This window comes from Paraburkholderia tropica (assembly GCF_900109265.1).
Lineage (GTDB): Bacteria > Pseudomonadota > Gammaproteobacteria > Burkholderiales > Burkholderiaceae > Paraburkholderia > Paraburkholderia tropica.
This window is the reverse complement of sequence record NZ_FNZM01000008.1, coordinates 210976-227908: the sequence shown is the minus strand read 5'-3', so window position 1 is coordinate 227908 and position 16933 is coordinate 210976. Positions and strand designations below refer to the sequence as shown.

The window sequence follows — 16933 nt, the reverse complement described above, 5'->3', positions numbered from 1 at the left end:
CAGCTGCACAGCTGGCCGGAAGGGCCAGCGGCGTGAAGCTTAGAAGCGGTGACGCATACCAACCGTCACAGCGATCTGGTCTTGACGGGTCGAAGCCGAACCCAGACCGTTCAGGTAAGCGCCGACGCCGGTCGACGTGTCCGACACGTGTTGCCAGTCGCCTTGCAGGTAGACGTCCGTACGCTTCGACAGTGCGTAGTCCGACTGCAGAGCAACCGTGTTGTAGTTCGGGTTGACGCCGCCGCCGAAGCTTGCGCGGGTGTACGTGTACGCGCCAGCCAGGCTCAGGGCCGGGGTCAGAGCGTAACGGACGTTGCCTTCAAAGTTCTGGAAGCGTGCGCTGTCAGCACCGAAGCCGATGCCGCCGTTGTGACCCGATTGCGTAGCCGAGATGCCAACTGCGTTGCCCAGTTGCGTCTGCGTGTACACGAAGCCAGCCGTTGCCGGACCGAACGTGTAGTTCACGCCGCCGCCGAACGTACGCTGACGGCCAGCTGCGAACGTGTATTCACCCGTTTGCGCGCCCGAGTTCGTTGCAGCCTGTTGCAGGTTGTTGACGTCGTTGTTCAGCTGCAGGTAGCCAGCTGCGACGTTCAGGCCGCCCCAGTTGTACGATGCGCCGAAGCTGTACGCACGGTTGTTCGCGAATTCGGTGCTGTTCGAGAACGAGTACGTGCCGCCGAACTTGAAGCCAGCGTAGTTCACGCTGCTGTACTTGATCGTGTTGTTGAAACGGATCGAGTTGTTCAGGTTGTCGTTGTCATACGGGTGAGCAGCGATCGTGCCGCCGTATTGCGTACCCGTGTTCGACAGCGGTGCCAGGTAGTCGACGACGGAGTCGTACTGGCGACCGAGGGTGACAGCACCGAACTGGTTGCTTGCCAGACCGACGAATGCTTGACGGCCGAACATGCGGCTCGACTGACCAGCCGCGCCGTTCATGATGTTGAAGCCGCTTTCCAACGTGAAGATTGCCTTCAGACCGCCACCGAGGTCTTCCGAACCACGCAGGCCCCAACGGCTACCGTTGACGGTGCCGCTCGAAGCCTTCCACAGGCTGTGACCGCCCGAGTTGTTCGCGTAGGTGACGCCGGCGTCGATCAGGCCGTACAGCGTGACGCTGCTTTGAGCGTGCGCTGCCGTTGCAAAAACGCCCGTGAGGGCCGCGACCATGAGAGTCTTTTTCATCTTTGTAAACTCCGAGAACAGAGGTGGGTTTCGTCGAACCCTGTTTGGGAAACCGTCCACGCGAATGGCAGCGAGAGGCGAACTCGCGTGGCGCGTTAATCCGTCGAAGTCGGTTTCCGGACAGGCAGAGTGTAGAGACGGTGCTCGGAAATCAGGCATTCCGATTTGCGCAATAAAGTATTGCGCGATTGGAAATGGTTACCAGATCTTCGCTTGTGCCTTACTGGCTGGGGCTTTCAGCGGGATTGCAATGCGCGGGGTGAGAGTGTCAACCGAATGGCGTTGTGCGATCGCTACAACAATTGATTGCGAAAAACAACGTAAATCTCTGTCAACCGCGATTATTGCGCCCGACGTAACAGATGATTGTGTCGTGTACGGTTAATGCGTGACCAACGCTGAGGCTATACTGAACTCGCTGCTTTCCGAAGCAGACTTTTTCGTTGACGAAAAAGATCTCCAAACCTTTGTCGGCGCGGCCATTGGCTGCGCTTTTTTTTGCCCGCGAATAAGCAGCGGGACATTGCGCCCCGCCTGCAATCGCTTCGCGAACGTCCAACTGCCTTATTGCTGCTTTCCTTCAGGCGGCTCGGGCTGCAGACTCCAGTCTTCCATTACATAGTGCCGGGCGTCCATCGGGGAACACAGCAGGTTCTGCCAGTGATCGCCGTGCCAGGAACCATACGTCTCGAACTCGCCGGCGGTGGCCTGATCGGGACCGTCGATTTCCACGAACCAATGAATCCAACGTCGCAATGCCGTCAGCATGATGACCTCCCTTTGCACGCTAACGGTATTCATCATGAATTCAACGTATTACCCGAACAACCGGTAAAAACACTTACGTTTGACACTAATTGTTACACTTCGGGAAATTTTCCCTGGAATTGACAGGGGCGCGATTTAGGCGGGTAAAAATGCCGCGTATCCGATAATCATTCCGCGTGCATATAATTTTTGTGCACTTTTTGATGCATGCGGGTTTATCGCGAAAACGGGAATGCTGTTATAAAAAATTCGCTTGACTGGCGATTGTCGTTCCCCGTATAACGGCACTTCTGAATTACTTCTTTAGCGCTAATTGCATTGTTGCAGGAAAAAGAAGCGATTCAGCAGGCATTCGGCGTGAGGGTATAGCCCGCGTCATTAAATTTTGAGGGAAACGGAAACATGGAAACCGGTATTGTCAAATGGTTCAATGATGCAAAAGGTTTTGGCTTCATCACGTCCGACGCCGGCGGCGACGACCTGTTCGCACACTTCTCGGAAATCCGCGCAGACGGCTTCAAGTCGCTGAAGGAAAACCAGCGTGTGTCGTTCGACGTCAAGGTTGGCCCGAAGGGCAAGCAGGCTGCGAACATCCAGCCGATCTAAGCCGAGCGCGCCGCGCAAGCGGGCGTGAACCGCTTGCCGCACGAACAGGCCCTGGAGAATCCAGGGCTTTTTTGTTTTTGGCGTCACGCGCAGTCGTGAAAGTCGTAAAAGCGGCGTAATAATCTTCGGAGACCCTGCGCTTATTAATGTTGCGCGCGGGAAAACCCTGATTCAAAAAAACCGTCAATCGAAATTAAAAGAATACGGGTTCCGAAGTCCGAAACCTGAACCGTCCATCGGGAAGTTCAGCGCGCTTCGCCCAAACGGTGCATACTTGGGCGGATTTCTTTTTCACGTCTTACCGTTTCACCATGTCCGACACCCCTCTGAGCGCCGAACTTCCGTCCGGCGACGCCCCGCTTGTCTTCGTGGATCTCGAAACGACAGGTGGTTCCGTAGGCGAGCACCGCATCACGGAAGTCGGCGTCGTCGAGGTCAAGGATGGCGAGGCGACGCGCTGGAGTTCGCTCGTCGACCCGCAGCAGTCGATCCCGCCCTTCATCCAGCAGCTCACCGGCATCACGAATAGTATGGTGCGCGGCGCGCCGACGTTCGCCGAGATCGCGCCTGCATTGTTCGAACGGCTCGCCGGCAAGTTGTTCGTCGCGCACAACGCGAGTTTCGACCGCGGGTTTCTGCGCGCCGAATTCGAGCGCGCCGGTTTCTCGTTCAATCCCGACGTGCTGTGCACCGTGCGGCTGTCGCGCGCGCTGTTTCCGTCCGAAAAGCGCCACGGACTGGATGCGCTGGTCGAGCGTCACGCGCTCGTGCCCGCCGATCGCCACCGTGCGCTCGCCGACGCCGATCTGCTGTGGCAATTCTGGCAGCGCCTGCCGGGTCTCGTGCCCGCGCAGATGCTCGCCTCGCAGATCGACCGGCTCACGCGTCGCCACCGTCTGGCGGGCGACATCACCGACGAGTTGATCGAGACCGCGCCCGCGGGTCACGGCGTCTACGCGTTTTTCGGCGAGAACGATGCGCCGCTCTACGTGGGCCGCAGCGTGCGCGTGCGTCAGCGCGTGCGCTCGCATCTGTCGGGCGAACGCCGCTCGGCGCGCGAGCAGCGCATGGCGCAGCAGGTGCGCCGCGTCGAGTGGCAGGCGACCGGCGGCGAGATTGGCGCGTTGCTCGTGGAGGCGCGCTGGATCGCGCAGTGGCGGCCGTCGTTCAACCGCGTGCCGCGCGTGTCGAAGCAGGATCCGCTGTCCGCGCCCTGGCCGTTCGACGGCGCCGTGCTGATTGAAGAGGGCGACGTCGCGAGCGGTGCGCCGCTGTTCCATCTGATCGACCGCTGGTGCTATCTGGGCGCCGTTGCGAACGAGGGCGAAGCGGCCATGCTGTGCGCCGCGACGCGCGAGCCCGCATTCGAGCTCACGACCTGGCGCATTCTCCAGACGCGTTTCGAGCGCGGCCTGAGCGTGCTGCCGCTGCCCGTGACCTTGTCCGCACCCATCGATGACGGGCTGACGACACCCGTCTGACGTTACGCCGTGCCGCCCACGCCGCCCGTCTCGCAGACGTGGCCGAGCGCGTGCGTCATGGCGTCGGCGCGCGTGGAGTCATAGCGCGTCAATTCCTTCCAGTTCGCCACCGCGCGCGCGACGCGCGCGGGACAGTCGTCCGCCATGCGCGTCGACTGTGCGCGGGCGAGCGCGCCGATCAATTGTCCCGTCAGCCGATCGAGTTGCGGGCGCGTGACCGTCGCGAGATCGGGCGCCGGATCGGCGGGTGGCTGCGACGAACGCCACGTCGCGAAGAGTGCGTTCTGCACTTCGGTGCTCGCGTCGATCTGATCGCGGAAGAAATCGCGCGCGAATGCCGGATCGACGCCGGCCGCTGCGGCGCGTTTCTGGACGTCGGCGAGCAGGGCGTTTTCGCGCGGCGTATCGGTGATCGCCTTGTGATTGATCCACTTCCAGTGCGCGACCGGTTCGGCGAGCGCGAGACGCTGCGAAACCAGCGCGACGAGATTCGTGAGCGCGGTGTCGTCGCCATCGGCATGCGCCGAGACGGCGGGGAAGGCGAAGAGGAGTGCGGCGGCGCAGGACGCGAGTGCGCGAAGGCGGAGAGTCATTGCACGAAGCGGCCGGCTGGCCGAAGAGGAAAAGTAAAGGCGAAGGATAGCCGGTTGTGGGCGCCGTGCCCGGAATGGCGATGAGGAAATGGCTCGACGCAGGCGCGTTGCCCGCGATGGATTCGGCACTCAGGCGCCAATCCGATGTGCAATCAGAGCGATGCAGAGCGGTACAGAGTGGTACAAGCAGAGCGCGAACACCCCCGCCGCGCGGGCATGTCCCGCGCGTGCAGCTTGTTTGGTCAGCGAGCGCCCAGCGCGATGCGTGCGCTGCGATTGCTCGCGGCGCTGCACTGAGTCTGCGATTCGCACGCGCGAGCGTCAAACGGGCCGGTCCATCTATCCGTTTGCGTCGCGCGACTGCGCGTCCCCGTCACTTCTGTTCGTGTGCCTTACGCTGCTCGTCGAGAAATGCGCGCACGTGGGCGGGCAATTCATCGCCGAGAAACTCGACAGCCACCGGTTCCGGATCCGGGCTGAAAACTTGGTCCGGGGTCGGAAGCTTTGGCGGTTTGGCGTCCATGATCTTTCTCCTATGTAAGCCGATTATCCGACTCGGCCCTTCAGTCACGCTAGTGCTCCCCAGCGCAAAGGTCCTTTTACGATCTGTCTGTTGCTTTCTTCGCACAGCGATCGATTTTATTGAGCGCGCAGGAATATAATTCTTCGGATTCCTCGTCTATTTTCCTGCGTCGCCCGCATTCGGCCTCGCATTCTGCTTTTTAGCCGACGAATACCCGTGTCCGAATGCAAGAGGGGCGCCCTCAGCCTCGCCAATCCCGCGCCAGGCGGGCGTTCTGGCTGACACGGTGCGGTGCTCGCCGGTTCATGCTCTCGCGGTAAACCCCCATCTCTCTACAACGGTCGATTATGTACGTCCGTTGACGCGAAATCTTTAAATACATTTAAAACTCTGTAAGCGATCGTTTCTATCCAGTCTGTCGATTAATGACTCGCTGGAAGCGCTTTCCGGACGCATTTATTGAGCAAACGCGCATGAATAAACGTCGCGGGGGATCGCAGCGGCCTGGTATCCGGGCGCGCACCTGGAGCGGCACTGACGTCGCACCGTCAATTCAGAACCGTCCGATTCGATCCGACGGGGCGTTCGGCTATCTTCAAATGTGCGGCAGAGCCCGCCGGCAGACCCGGCCGATGCGCGAATCCGCAGCGTCGCCACGCTGTCGCACACGCCACCCGAACGCCTCATGAACGACCCCGAAATTCAATCCCCGGCACCGTCTGCGGACGAGTGGCATCGCCGCTCGCTCGCCGCTTTTCGCGCGGGCGAGACCGCGCAGGCGCGCGATTGCCTGGAGCGGGCGCTTCACATCGCGCCAGGCGACGCCACACTCTGGGAGCATCGCGGGCTGATTGCGGCGCTCGCGGCCGAGCATCTCGCCGCCGAAGCGTTTTACCACCGCGCGCTGGCTCTCTCCGGCGGCACCGCCAGCCAGCATCGCAATCTCGCCGATGTGCTGAAGCTCGCCGGCCGCGCGGACGAAGCGTGCGAGCACTACCAGCAAGCGCTCGCGTGCGATCCCTCGCTGCATCAAGCGGCGCGACGCCTTGCCGATCTGCATCTGCAAGCCGGGCGATTCGCCGATGCCGCGCAATCGTTGCAAGGCGCGTGGTCGCTCGACGAGGCGACCGCGCAGGATGGCATCGACCTGCTGAATACGCTGGCGCGTCTGTCGCCCGAGACCGAAGCGGACATCGACGCGCTGATCGTCGCCTACCGCGCGCGTTTTGCCACGCATGCCGTGGCGCTCAAGGAACTCGCATTCGCGCTGAACTGCCTCGATCGCTTCGATGCTGCGCTCGAGGTCGCGCGGCAAGGCCTCGCCATCGACACCACGCTGCCGCTGCTCCATCACAACGCGGGCTACGCGTTGCACATGCGTGGCGATTTCGCGGGGATGCGCCGTCACAATGTGGAGGCTGCGCGTCTCGCGCCGCATGACGTCGCCGTGCAGTTCAATCTCGCAATTTCGCTGCTGCGCGACGGCGAGTACGAGGCGGGCTGGAAACAATATCGCTGGCACGAACGCTTCGATCACAGCCGCACGCTCGCTCGGCCGCCGTTTGCTGAGTGGCAGGGCGAGCCGGTGGACGGGCGGCGCTTTCTGCTGCTGGGCGAGCAGGGTTTCGGCGATCAGGTGCAACTGCTGCGTTGTGCGGACTGGCTCGCGCGCCGTGGGGCGATCGTCGATGTCTGGGTTCATGCGGCGCTGGTCGGCATCGCGAGCCGTGCGCGCGGCGTTCGGCATGCGAGCGCCATGCTGCCGCCGGGACCGTACGACTACTGGTGCCGCATGTTCCGCATGCCTGAGCACATGGCGATGACGCTCGATACGCTGGCGGACGCCGTGCCGTATCTGCGCCCGGCGTCCGGGTCCGTCGCGCGCTGGCGTAACCGGCTCGACGCGGTGGCGCATTGCGCGCCTGGGCGTCTGCGCGTGGGGCTCGTCTGGGCCGGCAATCCGGATTACGACCTCGACCGCTATCGCTCGATGAAGCTCGCCGCGCTGCTGCCCGCGCTGTCCGCGATCGACGGTGCGCCGGTCTCATGGTTCGCGTTGCAAAAGGGCGTCGCGGAGCGTGAGCTGGCCGCGTTGCCCGCCGGTATCGACATCACGCCGCTCGGCCCCGAGATCGAGACTTTCGACGACACGCTGGCCATCGCGCAGTCGCTCGATCTGGTGATCACGGTGGATACCTCGGTCGCGCATCTGGCGGGTGCGTCGGGCGTGCCGGTGTGGGTGTTGCTGCCGTTGTGTACCGACTGGCGGTGGATGAGCGACCGCGACGACAGTCCGTGGTATCCGTCGGCGCGCCTTTTCAGGCAGCGCGAACTGGGCAATTGGGATGACGTGGTTGATGCAGTCCGCGTGGCGCTACGCGCGTTAGCGGCTGCACGCCGCTAGAGGAGAGGGAGAAAAGCAGCCGGAAAACAAAAAGCCCAGTCCGAAGACTGGGCTTTTTGATGAAACTTGGTGGTGCCGGAAAGAGGAATCGAACCCCCGACCTTCGCATTACGAATGCGCTGCTCTACCGTCTGAGCTATTCCGGCGTCACATCAGAGAAGAAAGATTATAGAAAAGTGCTCGCAGGAACGCAAGCCCTTTTCGCATCTTTTTTTACTTCTTGGCTTCGCGGTGATAACGCGTGACGCGTTCGACCTCGTTCTTCGAGCCGAGGAATACGGCAACGCGCTCGTGCAGGCTGGTCGGCTGGATGTCGAGAATGCGATCCACGCCGTTGGTGGCCATGCCGCCCGCCTGTTCGACGATGAACGACATCGGGTTCGCCTCGTACATCAGGCGCAGCTTGCCCGGCTTCGACGGATCGCGCTTGTCGGCCGGATACATGAAGATGCCGCCGCGATTCAGGATACGGTGCACGTCGGCGACCATCGACGCGATCCAGCGCATGTTGAAGTTCTCGCCGCGCGGGCCGTCCTTGCCTTCGTTCAGCTCGCCAATGTACTGCTGGACCGGCTCATACCAGTGACGCGCGTTCGACGCGTTGATCGCGTATTCGCGCGTGTCTTCCGGAATGCGCATGTTGCTTTGCGTGAGCACCCACGAACCGAGTTCGCGGTCGAGCGTGAAGCAGTTCACGCCGTTGCCGGTCGTGAGGACGAGCACGGTTTGCGGGCCGTAGACGGCGTAGCCCGCCGCGACCTGCTTCGTGCCCGGCTGCAGGAACGATTCCTCGGTGGCTTGCTGGCCGTCCGGGCAGCGCAGGACCGAGAAGATCGTGCCGATCGAGACGTTCACGTCGATGTTCGACGAGCCGTCGAGCGGATCGAACACCAGCAGGTATTCGCCCTTCGGGTAGTTGGCGGGGATCGGGAAGAACGTTTCCATTTCCTCGGACGCCATGGCCGCGAGATTGCCGCCCCATTCGTTGGCGTCGAGCAGGATTTCGTTCGACAGGATGTCGAGGTTCTTCTGCACTTCGCCCTGGACGTTCTCGCTGCCCGCCGTGCCGAGGGCGTCGCCGAGCGCGCCCTTGCTGACGTTGAAGCTGATCGCCTTGCAGGCGCGCGCGACGACTTCGATCAACAGGCGCAGGTCAGCGGGCAGGTTCTTGTGCTCGCGTTGCTGCTCGATCAGGTATTTCGTAAGAGTGGTACGACGGTGCAAAGCCATTGCAGTACTCCGGGGAGCTTGGGGAATAGCGCAATTCTACCCGCTGGGCTGTGACTGCCCGATGCGTAAAACGGCAAAAAGGCCGCCAGTGCACGCTCCGGCGCGCCGGGCAGGGGCTGCGGCGAGGAAAATATTCGAAAAAAATCCGCGAAAAAATGGCCGAAAAAAAGCCGGTCCCATGAAGTTCACGGGGCCGGCCTTGCGTGCCGTGCTGGATGCGTCAGCCCATCAACGCATCAACGCATCGCGCGATGGTCCGTCAGGCAAGCGCCTTTTCGACGATCTCGCGCACATCGCGCGACTTCGCCTGCTTCGCGACCTGTTCGAGCGCCGCGCGCATCGCGTCGCGCAGCTTCGGCGTGAAGCGGCGCCACAGTTCCAGATTGCGCGCGAGGCGCGCGGCTACCTGCGGGTTGATCGCGTCGAGCGCGATGACCTGCTCGGCCCAGAACGCGTAGCCCGAGCCGTCGGCGGCGTGGAACTGCGCCGGATTCGCCGCGCAGAAGCTGAAGATCAGCGAGCGCGCGCGGTTCGGATTCTTCAGATTGAAGGCCGGATGGCGCATCAGCGCGCGCACCGCGTCGATCACCGGACGCTGCGGCGTGCCGCGCTGCGTGGCTTGCAGCGAGAACCACTTGTCGATCACGAGCGGCTCGTTTTCGAAGCGCGCGTAGAAGTCTTCGAGCGCACGCTTCGCCGCGTCGCCGCCCGAGGCCGCCGAAGCGTTCAGCAGCGCCGACAGCGCAGCCGCGCGATCGGTCATGTTGTTCGCGGCGTCGTACTGCGCGCTCGCGAGGCGCAGCGCGTCGGCGGGATCGTCGAGTTCGGCGAGATAAGAGAGCGCGAGGTTCTTCAGGCCGCGGTGGCCCGCGGCTTCCGGCGTCGGCTCATAGGCGCCCGGCGTGACGTTCTGCGCGTAGGCGGCGAGCCACTCGGCCTTGAGCGCGTTCGCGAGCTGCTTGCGCACGAACTGGCGCGCGGCGTGCACGGCGGCCGGATCGGACTCGGCCATCTGCTCGGCCAGGTAGGTTTCCGACGGCAGCATCAGCGCGAGTTCGCGGAACGACGGCGAGAGCGAGGCGTCGGTCAGCACGCGGCGGAACGCTTCGACGAGCGCCTGGCTCATCTCCAGCGGCTGGCCCTGGCTCGCGCGCGTGGCGAGCGTCAGCAATTCGCGCGTGGCGAGACGTTGACCCGCTTCCCAGCGGTTGAACGGATCGCTGTCGTGCGCGAGCAGGAAGGCGAGTTCATCGGCGGCGTAGTCGTACTCGACGATCACCGGCGCCGAGAAGTTGCGCAGCAGCGAGGGCAGCGGCTTCTCGTTCACGTCGACGAACGTGAAGGTCTGCTGCGCTTCGGTGAATTCGAGCACGCGCGTCGTGCCGCTGGCGGCGCTTTCGCCGTCCAGCTTGAGCGGCAGATCCTGGCCGTTCGCGCCGATCAGGCCGATCGCGAACGGAATATGCAGCGGTCCCTTCTGCGTTTCGCGCGCGGCGGGCGAGCCGTTCGCGTAGCCTTGCGTGAGCGTCACGGTGTAGCGCTTCGCGGCTTCGTCGTAGCGCGTGGCGACGGTCACGCGCGGCGTGCCCGCCTGGCTGTACCAGCGCTCGAACTGCGCGAGGTCGCGGCCGTTGGCGTCGGCCATCGCGCGGCGGAAGTCGTCGCAGGTCACGGCCTGTCCGTCGTGGCGGTGGAAGTACAGGTCCATGCCCTTGCGGAAGCCGTCGCGGCCGAACAGCGTCTGATACATCCGCACGACTTCCGAGCCTTTCTCGTAGACGGTCATCGTGTAGAAGTTGTTGATCTCGACGTAGCTTTCCGGGCGCACCGGATGCGCCATCGGACCCGCATCTTCGGCGAACTGCATCTGGCGCAGCACGCGCACGTCTTCGATACGCTTGGTGGCGCGCGCGGCTTCGTTCTCGTCGCCGCCCGACATCGCCGCCGAGAATTCCTGGTCGCGGAACACCGTGAGGCCTTCCTTCAGGCTCAGCTGGAACCAGTCGCGGCAGGTCACGCGGTTGCCGGTCCAGTTGTGGAAGTACTCGTGGCCGACCACGGCTTCGATGTTGGCGAAGTCGACGTCGGTGGCCGTTTCCGGATTCGCGAGCACGTATTTCGTGTTGAAGATGTTGAGGCCCTTGTTCTCCATCGCGCCCATGTTGAAGTCGCTCACGGCGACGATCATGAAGCGGTCGAGATCGAGTTCGAGGCCGAAGCGCGACTCGTCCCAGCGGATCGAGTTGATCAGCGAGTCCATGGCGTGCTGCGTCTTGTCGAGATCGTGCGGCTCGACCCAGACCTGCAACAGCTTTTCCTTGCCCGAGCCGCTCTGGATGCGTTCTTCGAGCGCCACCAGCTTGCCCGCGACCAGCGCGAACAGATAGCTCGGCTTGCGGAACGGGTCTTCCCATTTCGCATAATGACGGCCGTCGGGCAGGTCGCCTTCGGCGATCAGGTTGCCGTTCGAGAGCAGCACGGGATAGGCGGTCTTGTCGGCGCGCAGCGTGACCGTGAAGGTGGCCATTACGTCCGGGCGGTCGAGGAACCAGGTGATGCGGCGAAAGCCTTCCGCCTCGCACTGCGTGAAGAAGTTGCCGCCCGACACGTACAGACCCGAGAGCGTGGTGTTGGCGGCCGGATCGCAGGCGCCCGTGAGCGTGAGCGTGAACGACTCGGGCACGTTCTCGACCGTCAGGCCATGCTCGTGCGTGCGCACGTGCTCGTAAGGCTTGCCGTCGATCGATGCGCCGATGAACTCGAGCTGCTCGCCCATCAGCTCCAGATGCGCGGCATGCTTCGCCGCCGGATTGCGGCGCACGGCGAGCGTGCTCTTGACGATGGTGCGCTCGGGCACGAGTTCGAATTCGAGGTCGACGGTGTCGATCAGGAAGGCGGGCGGCGCGTAGTCTTCGCGGCGGATCACGTTAGGCGTAGCGGTATCGGACAGGGTTTGCATGGGCGAATGTGGGTGAGCGGCTCGAATCGGATAGGGTAGGCCGCACTGCGATGGCCTGTCGTCCCATTGTACAAAGGCGCGGGCCGCTTGTCCGTCGGGGCAAAAAGCGGGGACAAAAAGCGGCGGGGTTCGCGACAGAAGGCGCATCATGAGCAAATGGCCGCGCGCGGCGGCGCCGAACTTTCCCGGCGCCGCGCGAGTCAGTATGATCGTGCTGCCGCAAAACGAGCGCGACCCCGATTTCAGTCGGCTTTCGACGTACCGGCGCGCAGCTCGCGAAACTGCATCAGACAGGGAATAAGCGAGGCGGCTGATTCGTAACGCAAACAGGTGAAGCACGCGGTCCCCACGACTGCGCTTTTCCCACCACTGGCACTACTGCAACGAGAAGACCATGATGCCCGACCGATGGACCCGCCGCGCCCTGCTGATGCTGGCGGCGCTAGCCGTGACGATGTCCGGCTGTACCACGTACGTGACGAGCCAGGTGACCGCGTTCTCCGCCTGGAACGGCGGCAGCGACGCCACGCGCACCTATGCGTTCACGCGCAATCCCACTCAGGAACACAGCATCGAGCAGTCGACCTACGAGAATCTCGTGGCCGACGGGCTCGACGTGCAGGCGTTCCATCAGGTGCCCGAGCCGCAGGCGCGCTATCTCGTGGGCCTCGCCTACGGCAGCCGCATGGACACCGTGACGGTCGCCCAGCCTGTGTTCTACAACCCGTGGCCGAGCCCGTACTGGGGGCCGTTCAATCCGTGGGGTCCCTGGGGACCGTACGGTCCGGCCTACGTGAACCAGAGCTACCCGGTCTATTCGCATGCGCTGTCGATCCGCATCACGGAGAAGGGCAGCGGCAAGGAGGTCTATAACGTCTCCGCGCGCACCTCGGGCGACGATCCCTCGCTCGTGCGCGTGATGCCCTACCTCGTGCGCAGCGCGCTCGCGAATTTCCCGCTGCAGAACGGCACGGTCACGCAGGTGAAGCTGCCGCTCGACAAGCAGGGCGGCGCGCCGAACGAGGCGGCCGCGCCGGTTCCCGCTTCGGCGCCCGGCAACGCGCAGGCGAAGTAAGCTGCGCGATTCCACTCGCCGCAGCGCATGAAAAAAAGCGCGCCGGACCCGCAAGGTCCGGCGCGCTTTGTTTTGGGCTGTTCGCTCCAGCGCCTGGTTCGACGCGATCACGCCTTAACGTCGCGCTTGCTCGCGGCTATGCACGCGCGCGCCTGCCGCATACGTCTCGTAGACGGCGCGGTCGTCGCCGAGCAGGGCGAACGCGAACAGCAGTTCTTCGAGCGAGTCCGCGCGCGCGGTGCGGCGCGCGAGCAGCGGCGTCGCCTTCGGGTCGAGCACCACGAAGTCGGCTTCGGACTGCGGCGCGAGCGTGCCGATCTTGTCGGCGAGATCGAGCGCCTGCGCCGCGCCCGCCGTCGCGAGCCAGAACATGCGCGTGGCCGTCAGATGATGACCGCCCATGCGCGCGACCTTGTGCGCCTCGTTCATGGTTTGCAGCATCGAAAACGAGGTGCCGCCGCCCACGTCGGTCGCGAGCGTCACGGGCATCTGCGTCTCCTGCGCCTTGGCGAAGTCGAACAGGCCGCTGCCGAGGAACAGATTCGATGTCGGGCAATGCGCCGCGACCGCGCCGGTTTCGGCCATGCGGCGGCGGTCCTCGTCGTCGAGCCAGATGCAGTGGCCGTAGACCGCGCGGCGGCGCAGCAGGCTGTAATGGTCGTAGACGTCGAGATAGCTGCGCTGGCGCGGAAACAGCGACTTCACCCATGCCACCTCGTCGAGATTCTCGGCCACGTGGCTTTGGATGAAGATGTCGCCGTGCGCCTTCGCGAGCGCCTCGCAGGCTTCGAGCTGCGCCTCGGTCGAGGTCGGCGCGAAGCGCGGCGTGAGCGCGTACATCTGGCGGCCGTTGTTGTGCCAGCGCGCGATCAGCTCGGCGCTGTCGTCGTAGCCGGTTTGCGGCGTGTCGCGCAGGAAGTCGGGGCAGTGGCGGTCCATCAGCACCTTGCCCGCGACCATGCGCAGGTTCTTCGCCTCGCTCGCCGTGAAGAGCGCGTCGGCCGACTGCTTGTGCACCGTGCAGTAGACGAGCGCCGTGGTCGTGCCGCTGGCGAGCAGTTCGTCGACGAAAAAGCGCGCCGTGTCGGCGGCCACGGCTTCGTCGGCGAAACCGCGCTCGGTCGGGAACGTGTACGTTTCCAGCCACGGCAGCAGGCCCGGCGCCGGCGACGCGATCATGTCGGTCTGCGGATAGTGAATGTGCGTGTCGATGAAGCCCGGCACGATCAGCTTGTCGCGCAGGTCCTGCACGCTCGCGCCGTCGCTCACGCGGTCCTTGAGCGCGGACCACGCGCCGGACGCGGCCACGCGGCCATCCTCGACGATCACGACGCCGTCCTCGTGGAACACGGCGGCGTCGGGCGACTGCGCGGGGTCGCCGGTGAACGTCAACAGTTTTGCGCGAAAAGCCGATTGAGTCATGAGTCCTTCGTCTCCGGAAAATTCAGGTATTCGTCAGCAGCTTGTGTGCGCGCTTCGTCATGGCTTCGTCATCGCATTGGCGCGCATCGCGCGCGCCGCTCCTGAGAACGCGGCGCGCCGTCGTCGGTCCGGCGTCGGCTTTCTTTATCGGCGGCGAAAACCGGGCGTCGACAAATCGAGGCGCGACAGCGCCCCGGGCGCGGCGCGCGTGCGCCGTTCCCTGAAACTTGCTTCGTGCGTCATGGGCGCTGCCCGGGCCGATGCGTCTGGTGCAGATGCGTTCCGTGCCGATCAGGCAGCGCGGCGGCGAGGCCTGCTGCAACGCGTGCAGCGCTCGCCGCGCTTGCCGAACGCGTTGCGGCTCAGCTCGCCGTCCAGTAAGCGTCGAGCTTCGCGATCAGCGCGGCGCGCTCCTCCGGCGTCACGAACGACGCCTCGAAGCCATTGCGCAGAATCGTGTACACCTCCCGATCGTCGAGCTTCAGCGCGTCGATGATCGCGCTGTAGTTCTCGTTCACGTAGCCGCCGAAGTAGGCCGGATCGTCGGAATTGACGGTGACCGCGACGCCCTGGTCGAGCAGTTGCTTGAGCGTGTGCTGCGTCATGTCGTCGAACACGCAGAGCTTCGTGTTCGAGAGCGGGCAGACGGTCAGCGCCACGCGCGTGTCGGCGAGGCGCGTGACGAGCGCCGGGTCCTCGATGCTGCGCACGCCGTGATCCACACGGTCGACCTTGAGCAGATCGAGCGCTTCGTAGATATAGGCGGGCGGGCCTTCCTCGCCCGCGTGCGCGACGAGCTTCAGGCCCTTCGCGCGCGCCTTCTCGAACACGCGCTCGAACTTCGAAGGCGGATGGCCGCGCTCCGACGAGTCGAGGCCCACGCCGATCATGCGCGGATAGCGGTCGAACAGCGGCAGCGCGGCGTCCCACGTGGCGAGCGCGTCGGCTTCGCTCAGATGGCGCAGGAAGCACAGGATCAGCTTGCTCGTGAGGCCGCGCTTTTCAGCGTCGGCGAGCGCGCGGTCGATGCCCGCGACCACCGTGTCGATCGACACGCCGCGCTCGGTGTGCGTCTGCGGATCGAAGAAAATTTCGGTGTGCGTGACGTGGTCGGCGAGCGCGCGCTCGCAGTACGCCATCGTCATGTCGTAGAAGTCCTGCTCGTGCAGCAGCACGCTCGCGCCCGCGTAGTAGATGTCGAGAAACGATTGCAGGTCGGTGAACGCGTAGGCCGCGCGCAGCGCGTCGATCGATTCGTACGCGAGCGTCACGTTGTTGCGCTGCGCGAGCGCGAAGATCAGTTCGGGTTCGAGCGAGCCCTCGATATGGATGTGCAGCTCGGCCTTCGGTGCGCCGAAGGCCTTCTGGACCAGCGGATTGGCGTGGGTCGTGATCGTCATGGTGTGGTCGGTCGATTCTGTTCGTTCAATAAGTGACATCACGCGGAATGGGGCATGGCGGCTGTCGAGCGCGCGGGCGCCGAGGCCGCCTCGATCGCCTGCAGCAACTGCGCGGCGGCCGAAATGGCGATGACCTCGGGCGACTTGTCGACGATGCCGTCCACGCCGAGCGGGCAGTTCATGCGCGCGATCTGCATCGGGTCGATGCCGCGCGCGGCCAGCCGGTGCTCGAACTGCTTGCGCTTCGCGTGCGAGCCGATCATGCCGAAGAACACGAAGTCGCCGCGTCGCAGGATGCGTTCGGCGAGATCGAGGTCGTGCGCATGATCGTGCGTCATCACGATGAAGCTGGTGCCGGGCGGCGCGGCGTCGACGGCGTCGTCGGGCGTGTCGCTGGCGTCGATGACGACGTTCGGCGCGCCCAGCGCCGCGAACGCTTCCGGCGAGGGAAACGCCGCGTCGCGCGCGTCGACCCAGCGCACGCGGCAGGGCAGCGTGCCGAGCACGCGCACGAGCGCCGCGCCGACGTGGCCCGCGCCGAACAGCACGACGGGAAAGTCGTTCGGCGCGATGGTCTCGGTGAGCAGGATCGTGCTGGCGCCGGGCGAGGCCGCGCTGGTGTCCCAGAGCAGGCAGTCGGCCGCTTGCGCGCCCGGTTCCGGCTCGGACAGCAGGACGGCGTCGACGCCGGTGTCCGCGCTGCTTGCCGGATTCGCCGAGCTGGTCGGGCTCGCAGGTCCGCCGGACGGGTCGCCATTCCGCGAGGAGCGGAATGATACGCTACGAACGGTCGATGCGCCCGCGGCGAGCCGGCGCGCCAGCGTGGCGAGCCAGCCGAGATCGGCCACGTCGAGCCGCTCGAATGCCAGCACGACCGCGCCGCCGCAGCACTGGCCGAGGCTCGGGCCGAGCGCAAGGCGCTCCAGACGGCGCGCGTGCGGCGTGCGCATGCCGTCGCGCAGCACCTGGCGGGCGATCTCGATGGCTTTCCATTCCAGATGGCCGCCGCCGATCGTGTGCCGCGCGGCCTCGCGCGTGACGATCATCTTCGTGCCGGCCTCGCGCGGCGCCGAACCTTCCACGCGCGCGACGGTCACGAGCACGGCGGCGTCGCCATGCGCGAGCAATTGCTGCAGATCGGTGAGCCAGGCTTGCATCGGTGCTTCTCCTACAAAACGGCGTGGCGGCGCGTCGGGCGCGCGGCCGGTGGATCGTCATGGCGTGGCGCGCGGCGTGCCGCTGCCGCGCGCTCAAGGGTTCGAGCATGCCAGAACCCAAGTGGTT

At 64.6% G+C, this 16933-nt stretch carries 16 protein-coding genes and 1 tRNA gene; 5 read left to right on the top strand and 12 right to left on the bottom strand.

The annotated features are described in order from the left end of the window. Positions 1-39: 39 nt before the first annotated feature. The 3 genes from BMY06_RS15145 to BMY06_RS15140 form a co-directional block, all read right to left on the bottom strand. Positions 40-1188 carry a porin gene (locus BMY06_RS15145; protein WP_065058196.1) on the bottom strand — a complete coding sequence of 383 codons (1149 nt, stop codon included), beginning with the start codon at positions 1186-1188 and terminating at the stop codon, positions 40-42. A gap of 331 nt (positions 1189-1519) precedes the next feature. After that, entirely contained in the window at positions 1520-1747 is a 228-nt protein-coding gene (locus BMY06_RS39935; protein WP_124260779.1) for a hypothetical protein, read from the bottom strand. Positions 1748-1752: 5 nt separating this feature from the next. Continuing rightward, positions 1753-1956 carry a hypothetical protein gene (locus BMY06_RS15140; protein ID WP_124260780.1) on the bottom strand — a complete coding sequence of 68 codons (204 nt, stop codon included), beginning with the start codon at positions 1954-1956 and terminating at the stop codon, positions 1753-1755. 402 nt (positions 1957-2358) lie between these two features. Here BMY06_RS15140 and BMY06_RS15135 point away from each other — a divergent pair, with 402 nt between their 5' ends. After that, entirely contained in the window at positions 2359-2562 is a 204-nt protein-coding gene (locus tag BMY06_RS15135) for a cold-shock protein (protein WP_065058198.1), read from the top strand. Between the two features lie 311 nt (positions 2563-2873). Continuing rightward, positions 2874-4043 carry a 3'-5' exonuclease family protein gene (locus BMY06_RS15130; RefSeq protein WP_074983939.1) on the top strand — a complete coding sequence of 390 codons (1170 nt, stop codon included), beginning with the start codon at positions 2874-2876 and terminating at the stop codon, positions 4041-4043. Positions 4044-4045: 2 nt separating this feature from the next. Here BMY06_RS15130 and BMY06_RS15125 read toward each other — a convergent pair whose 3' ends face one another. Together BMY06_RS15125 and BMY06_RS39610 are read right to left on the bottom strand one after the other, a co-directional pair. Beyond that, positions 4046-4636: a chorismate mutase gene (locus BMY06_RS15125; protein ID WP_065058200.1), complete on the bottom strand. Its 591-nt coding sequence runs from the start codon at positions 4634-4636 to the stop codon at positions 4046-4048. Between the two features lie 373 nt (positions 4637-5009). Beyond that, positions 5010-5159, bottom strand: coding sequence for a hypothetical protein (locus BMY06_RS39610; RefSeq protein WP_167371414.1), 150 nt, complete (start codon positions 5157-5159; stop codon positions 5010-5012). A gap of 685 nt (positions 5160-5844) precedes the next feature. On the opposite strand from BMY06_RS39610, the gene BMY06_RS15120 reads away from it, so the two are divergent. Then, the gene (locus BMY06_RS15120; RefSeq protein WP_080180358.1) at positions 5845-7563 is read left to right on the top strand and encodes a tetratricopeptide repeat protein; all 1719 of its coding nucleotides are present in this window, start codon (positions 5845-5847) and stop codon (positions 7561-7563) included. A 70-nt stretch (positions 7564-7633) separates the two neighbouring features. Here the strand turns inward: BMY06_RS15120 and BMY06_RS15115 are convergent. From BMY06_RS15115 to pepN, 3 genes are all read right to left on the bottom strand, one after another. Next, positions 7634-7709 (bottom strand) — tRNA-Thr (locus BMY06_RS15115). Positions 7710-7776: 67 nt separating this feature from the next. Next, positions 7777-8793: a class 1 fructose-bisphosphatase gene (locus BMY06_RS15110; RefSeq protein ID WP_065058250.1), complete on the bottom strand. Its 1017-nt coding sequence runs from the start codon at positions 8791-8793 to the stop codon at positions 7777-7779. A gap of 259 nt (positions 8794-9052) precedes the next feature. Next, positions 9053-11743: an aminopeptidase N gene (gene pepN, locus BMY06_RS15105; protein ID WP_074984068.1), complete on the bottom strand. Its 2691-nt coding sequence runs from the start codon at positions 11741-11743 to the stop codon at positions 9053-9055. A 157-nt stretch (positions 11744-11900) separates the two neighbouring features. Here pepN and BMY06_RS39605 point away from each other — a divergent pair, with 157 nt between their 5' ends. Both BMY06_RS39605 and BMY06_RS15100 read left to right on the top strand, forming a co-directional pair. Then, a complete protein-coding gene (locus BMY06_RS39605) occupies positions 11901-12053 on the top strand; it encodes a hypothetical protein (RefSeq protein ID WP_161495552.1) in 153 nt (50 codons plus the stop codon). A gap of 93 nt (positions 12054-12146) precedes the next feature. Continuing rightward, positions 12147-12827: a DUF4136 domain-containing protein gene (locus tag BMY06_RS15100; protein WP_065058251.1), complete on the top strand. Its 681-nt coding sequence runs from the start codon at positions 12147-12149 to the stop codon at positions 12825-12827. Positions 12828-12941: 114 nt separating this feature from the next. On the opposite strand, the gene guaD is transcribed toward BMY06_RS15100, so the two are convergent. From guaD to xdhC, 4 genes are read right to left on the bottom strand one after another with little or no spacing between them, the layout of a single operon-like run. Continuing rightward, a complete protein-coding gene (gene guaD, locus BMY06_RS15095; RefSeq protein WP_074983937.1) occupies positions 12942-14249 on the bottom strand; it encodes a guanine deaminase in 1308 nt (435 codons plus the stop codon). 22 nt (positions 14250-14271) lie between these two features. Then, complete coding sequence (locus BMY06_RS15090; RefSeq protein WP_074983935.1) at positions 14272-14571, bottom strand: hypothetical protein; 300 nt, start codon at positions 14569-14571, stop codon at positions 14272-14274. 40 nt (positions 14572-14611) lie between these two features. Next, complete coding sequence (locus BMY06_RS15085) at positions 14612-15649, bottom strand: adenosine deaminase (protein ID WP_074983933.1); 1038 nt, start codon at positions 15647-15649, stop codon at positions 14612-14614. A gap of 38 nt (positions 15650-15687) precedes the next feature. Continuing rightward, positions 15688-16806 carry a xanthine dehydrogenase accessory protein XdhC gene (xdhC, locus tag BMY06_RS15080; RefSeq protein ID WP_065058255.1) on the bottom strand — a complete coding sequence of 373 codons (1119 nt, stop codon included), beginning with the start codon at positions 16804-16806 and terminating at the stop codon, positions 15688-15690. Positions 16807-16933 lie beyond the last annotated feature (127 nt).

What these genes read in the sequence shown, in the direction of transcription:
- BMY06_RS15145 (WP_065058196.1), bottom strand. Translation starts at nt 1,188, where the DNA reads ATGAAAAAGACTCTCATGGTCGCGGCCCTCACGGGCGTTTTTGCAACG.
- xdhC (WP_065058255.1), bottom strand. Translation starts at nt 16,806, where the DNA reads ATGCAAGCCTGGCTCACCGATCTGCAGCAATTGCTCGCGCATGGCGAC.
- BMY06_RS15135 (WP_065058198.1), top strand. Translation starts at nt 2,359, where the DNA reads ATGGAAACCGGTATTGTCAAATGGTTCAATGATGCAAAAGGTTTTGGC.
- BMY06_RS39610 (WP_167371414.1), bottom strand. Translation starts at nt 5,159, where the DNA reads ATGGACGCCAAACCGCCAAAGCTTCCGACCCCGGACCAAGTTTTCAGC.
- BMY06_RS15100 (WP_065058251.1), top strand. Translation starts at nt 12,147, where the DNA reads ATGATGCCCGACCGATGGACCCGCCGCGCCCTGCTGATGCTGGCGGCG.
- BMY06_RS15085 (WP_074983933.1), bottom strand. Translation starts at nt 15,649, where the DNA reads ATGACGATCACGACCCACGCCAATCCGCTGGTCCAGAAGGCCTTCGGC.
- BMY06_RS39605 (WP_161495552.1), top strand. Translation starts at nt 11,901, where the DNA reads ATGAGCAAATGGCCGCGCGCGGCGGCGCCGAACTTTCCCGGCGCCGCG.
- BMY06_RS15130 (WP_074983939.1), top strand. Translation starts at nt 2,874, where the DNA reads ATGTCCGACACCCCTCTGAGCGCCGAACTTCCGTCCGGCGACGCCCCG.
- guaD (WP_074983937.1), bottom strand. Translation starts at nt 14,249, where the DNA reads ATGACTCAATCGGCTTTTCGCGCAAAACTGTTGACGTTCACCGGCGAC.
- BMY06_RS15120 (WP_080180358.1), top strand. Translation starts at nt 5,845, where the DNA reads ATGAACGACCCCGAAATTCAATCCCCGGCACCGTCTGCGGACGAGTGG.
- BMY06_RS15125 (WP_065058200.1), bottom strand. Translation starts at nt 4,636, where the DNA reads ATGACTCTCCGCCTTCGCGCACTCGCGTCCTGCGCCGCCGCACTCCTC.
- BMY06_RS15140 (WP_124260780.1), bottom strand. Translation starts at nt 1,956, where the DNA reads ATGCTGACGGCATTGCGACGTTGGATTCATTGGTTCGTGGAAATCGAC.
- BMY06_RS15110 (WP_065058250.1), bottom strand. Translation starts at nt 8,793, where the DNA reads ATGGCTTTGCACCGTCGTACCACTCTTACGAAATACCTGATCGAGCAG.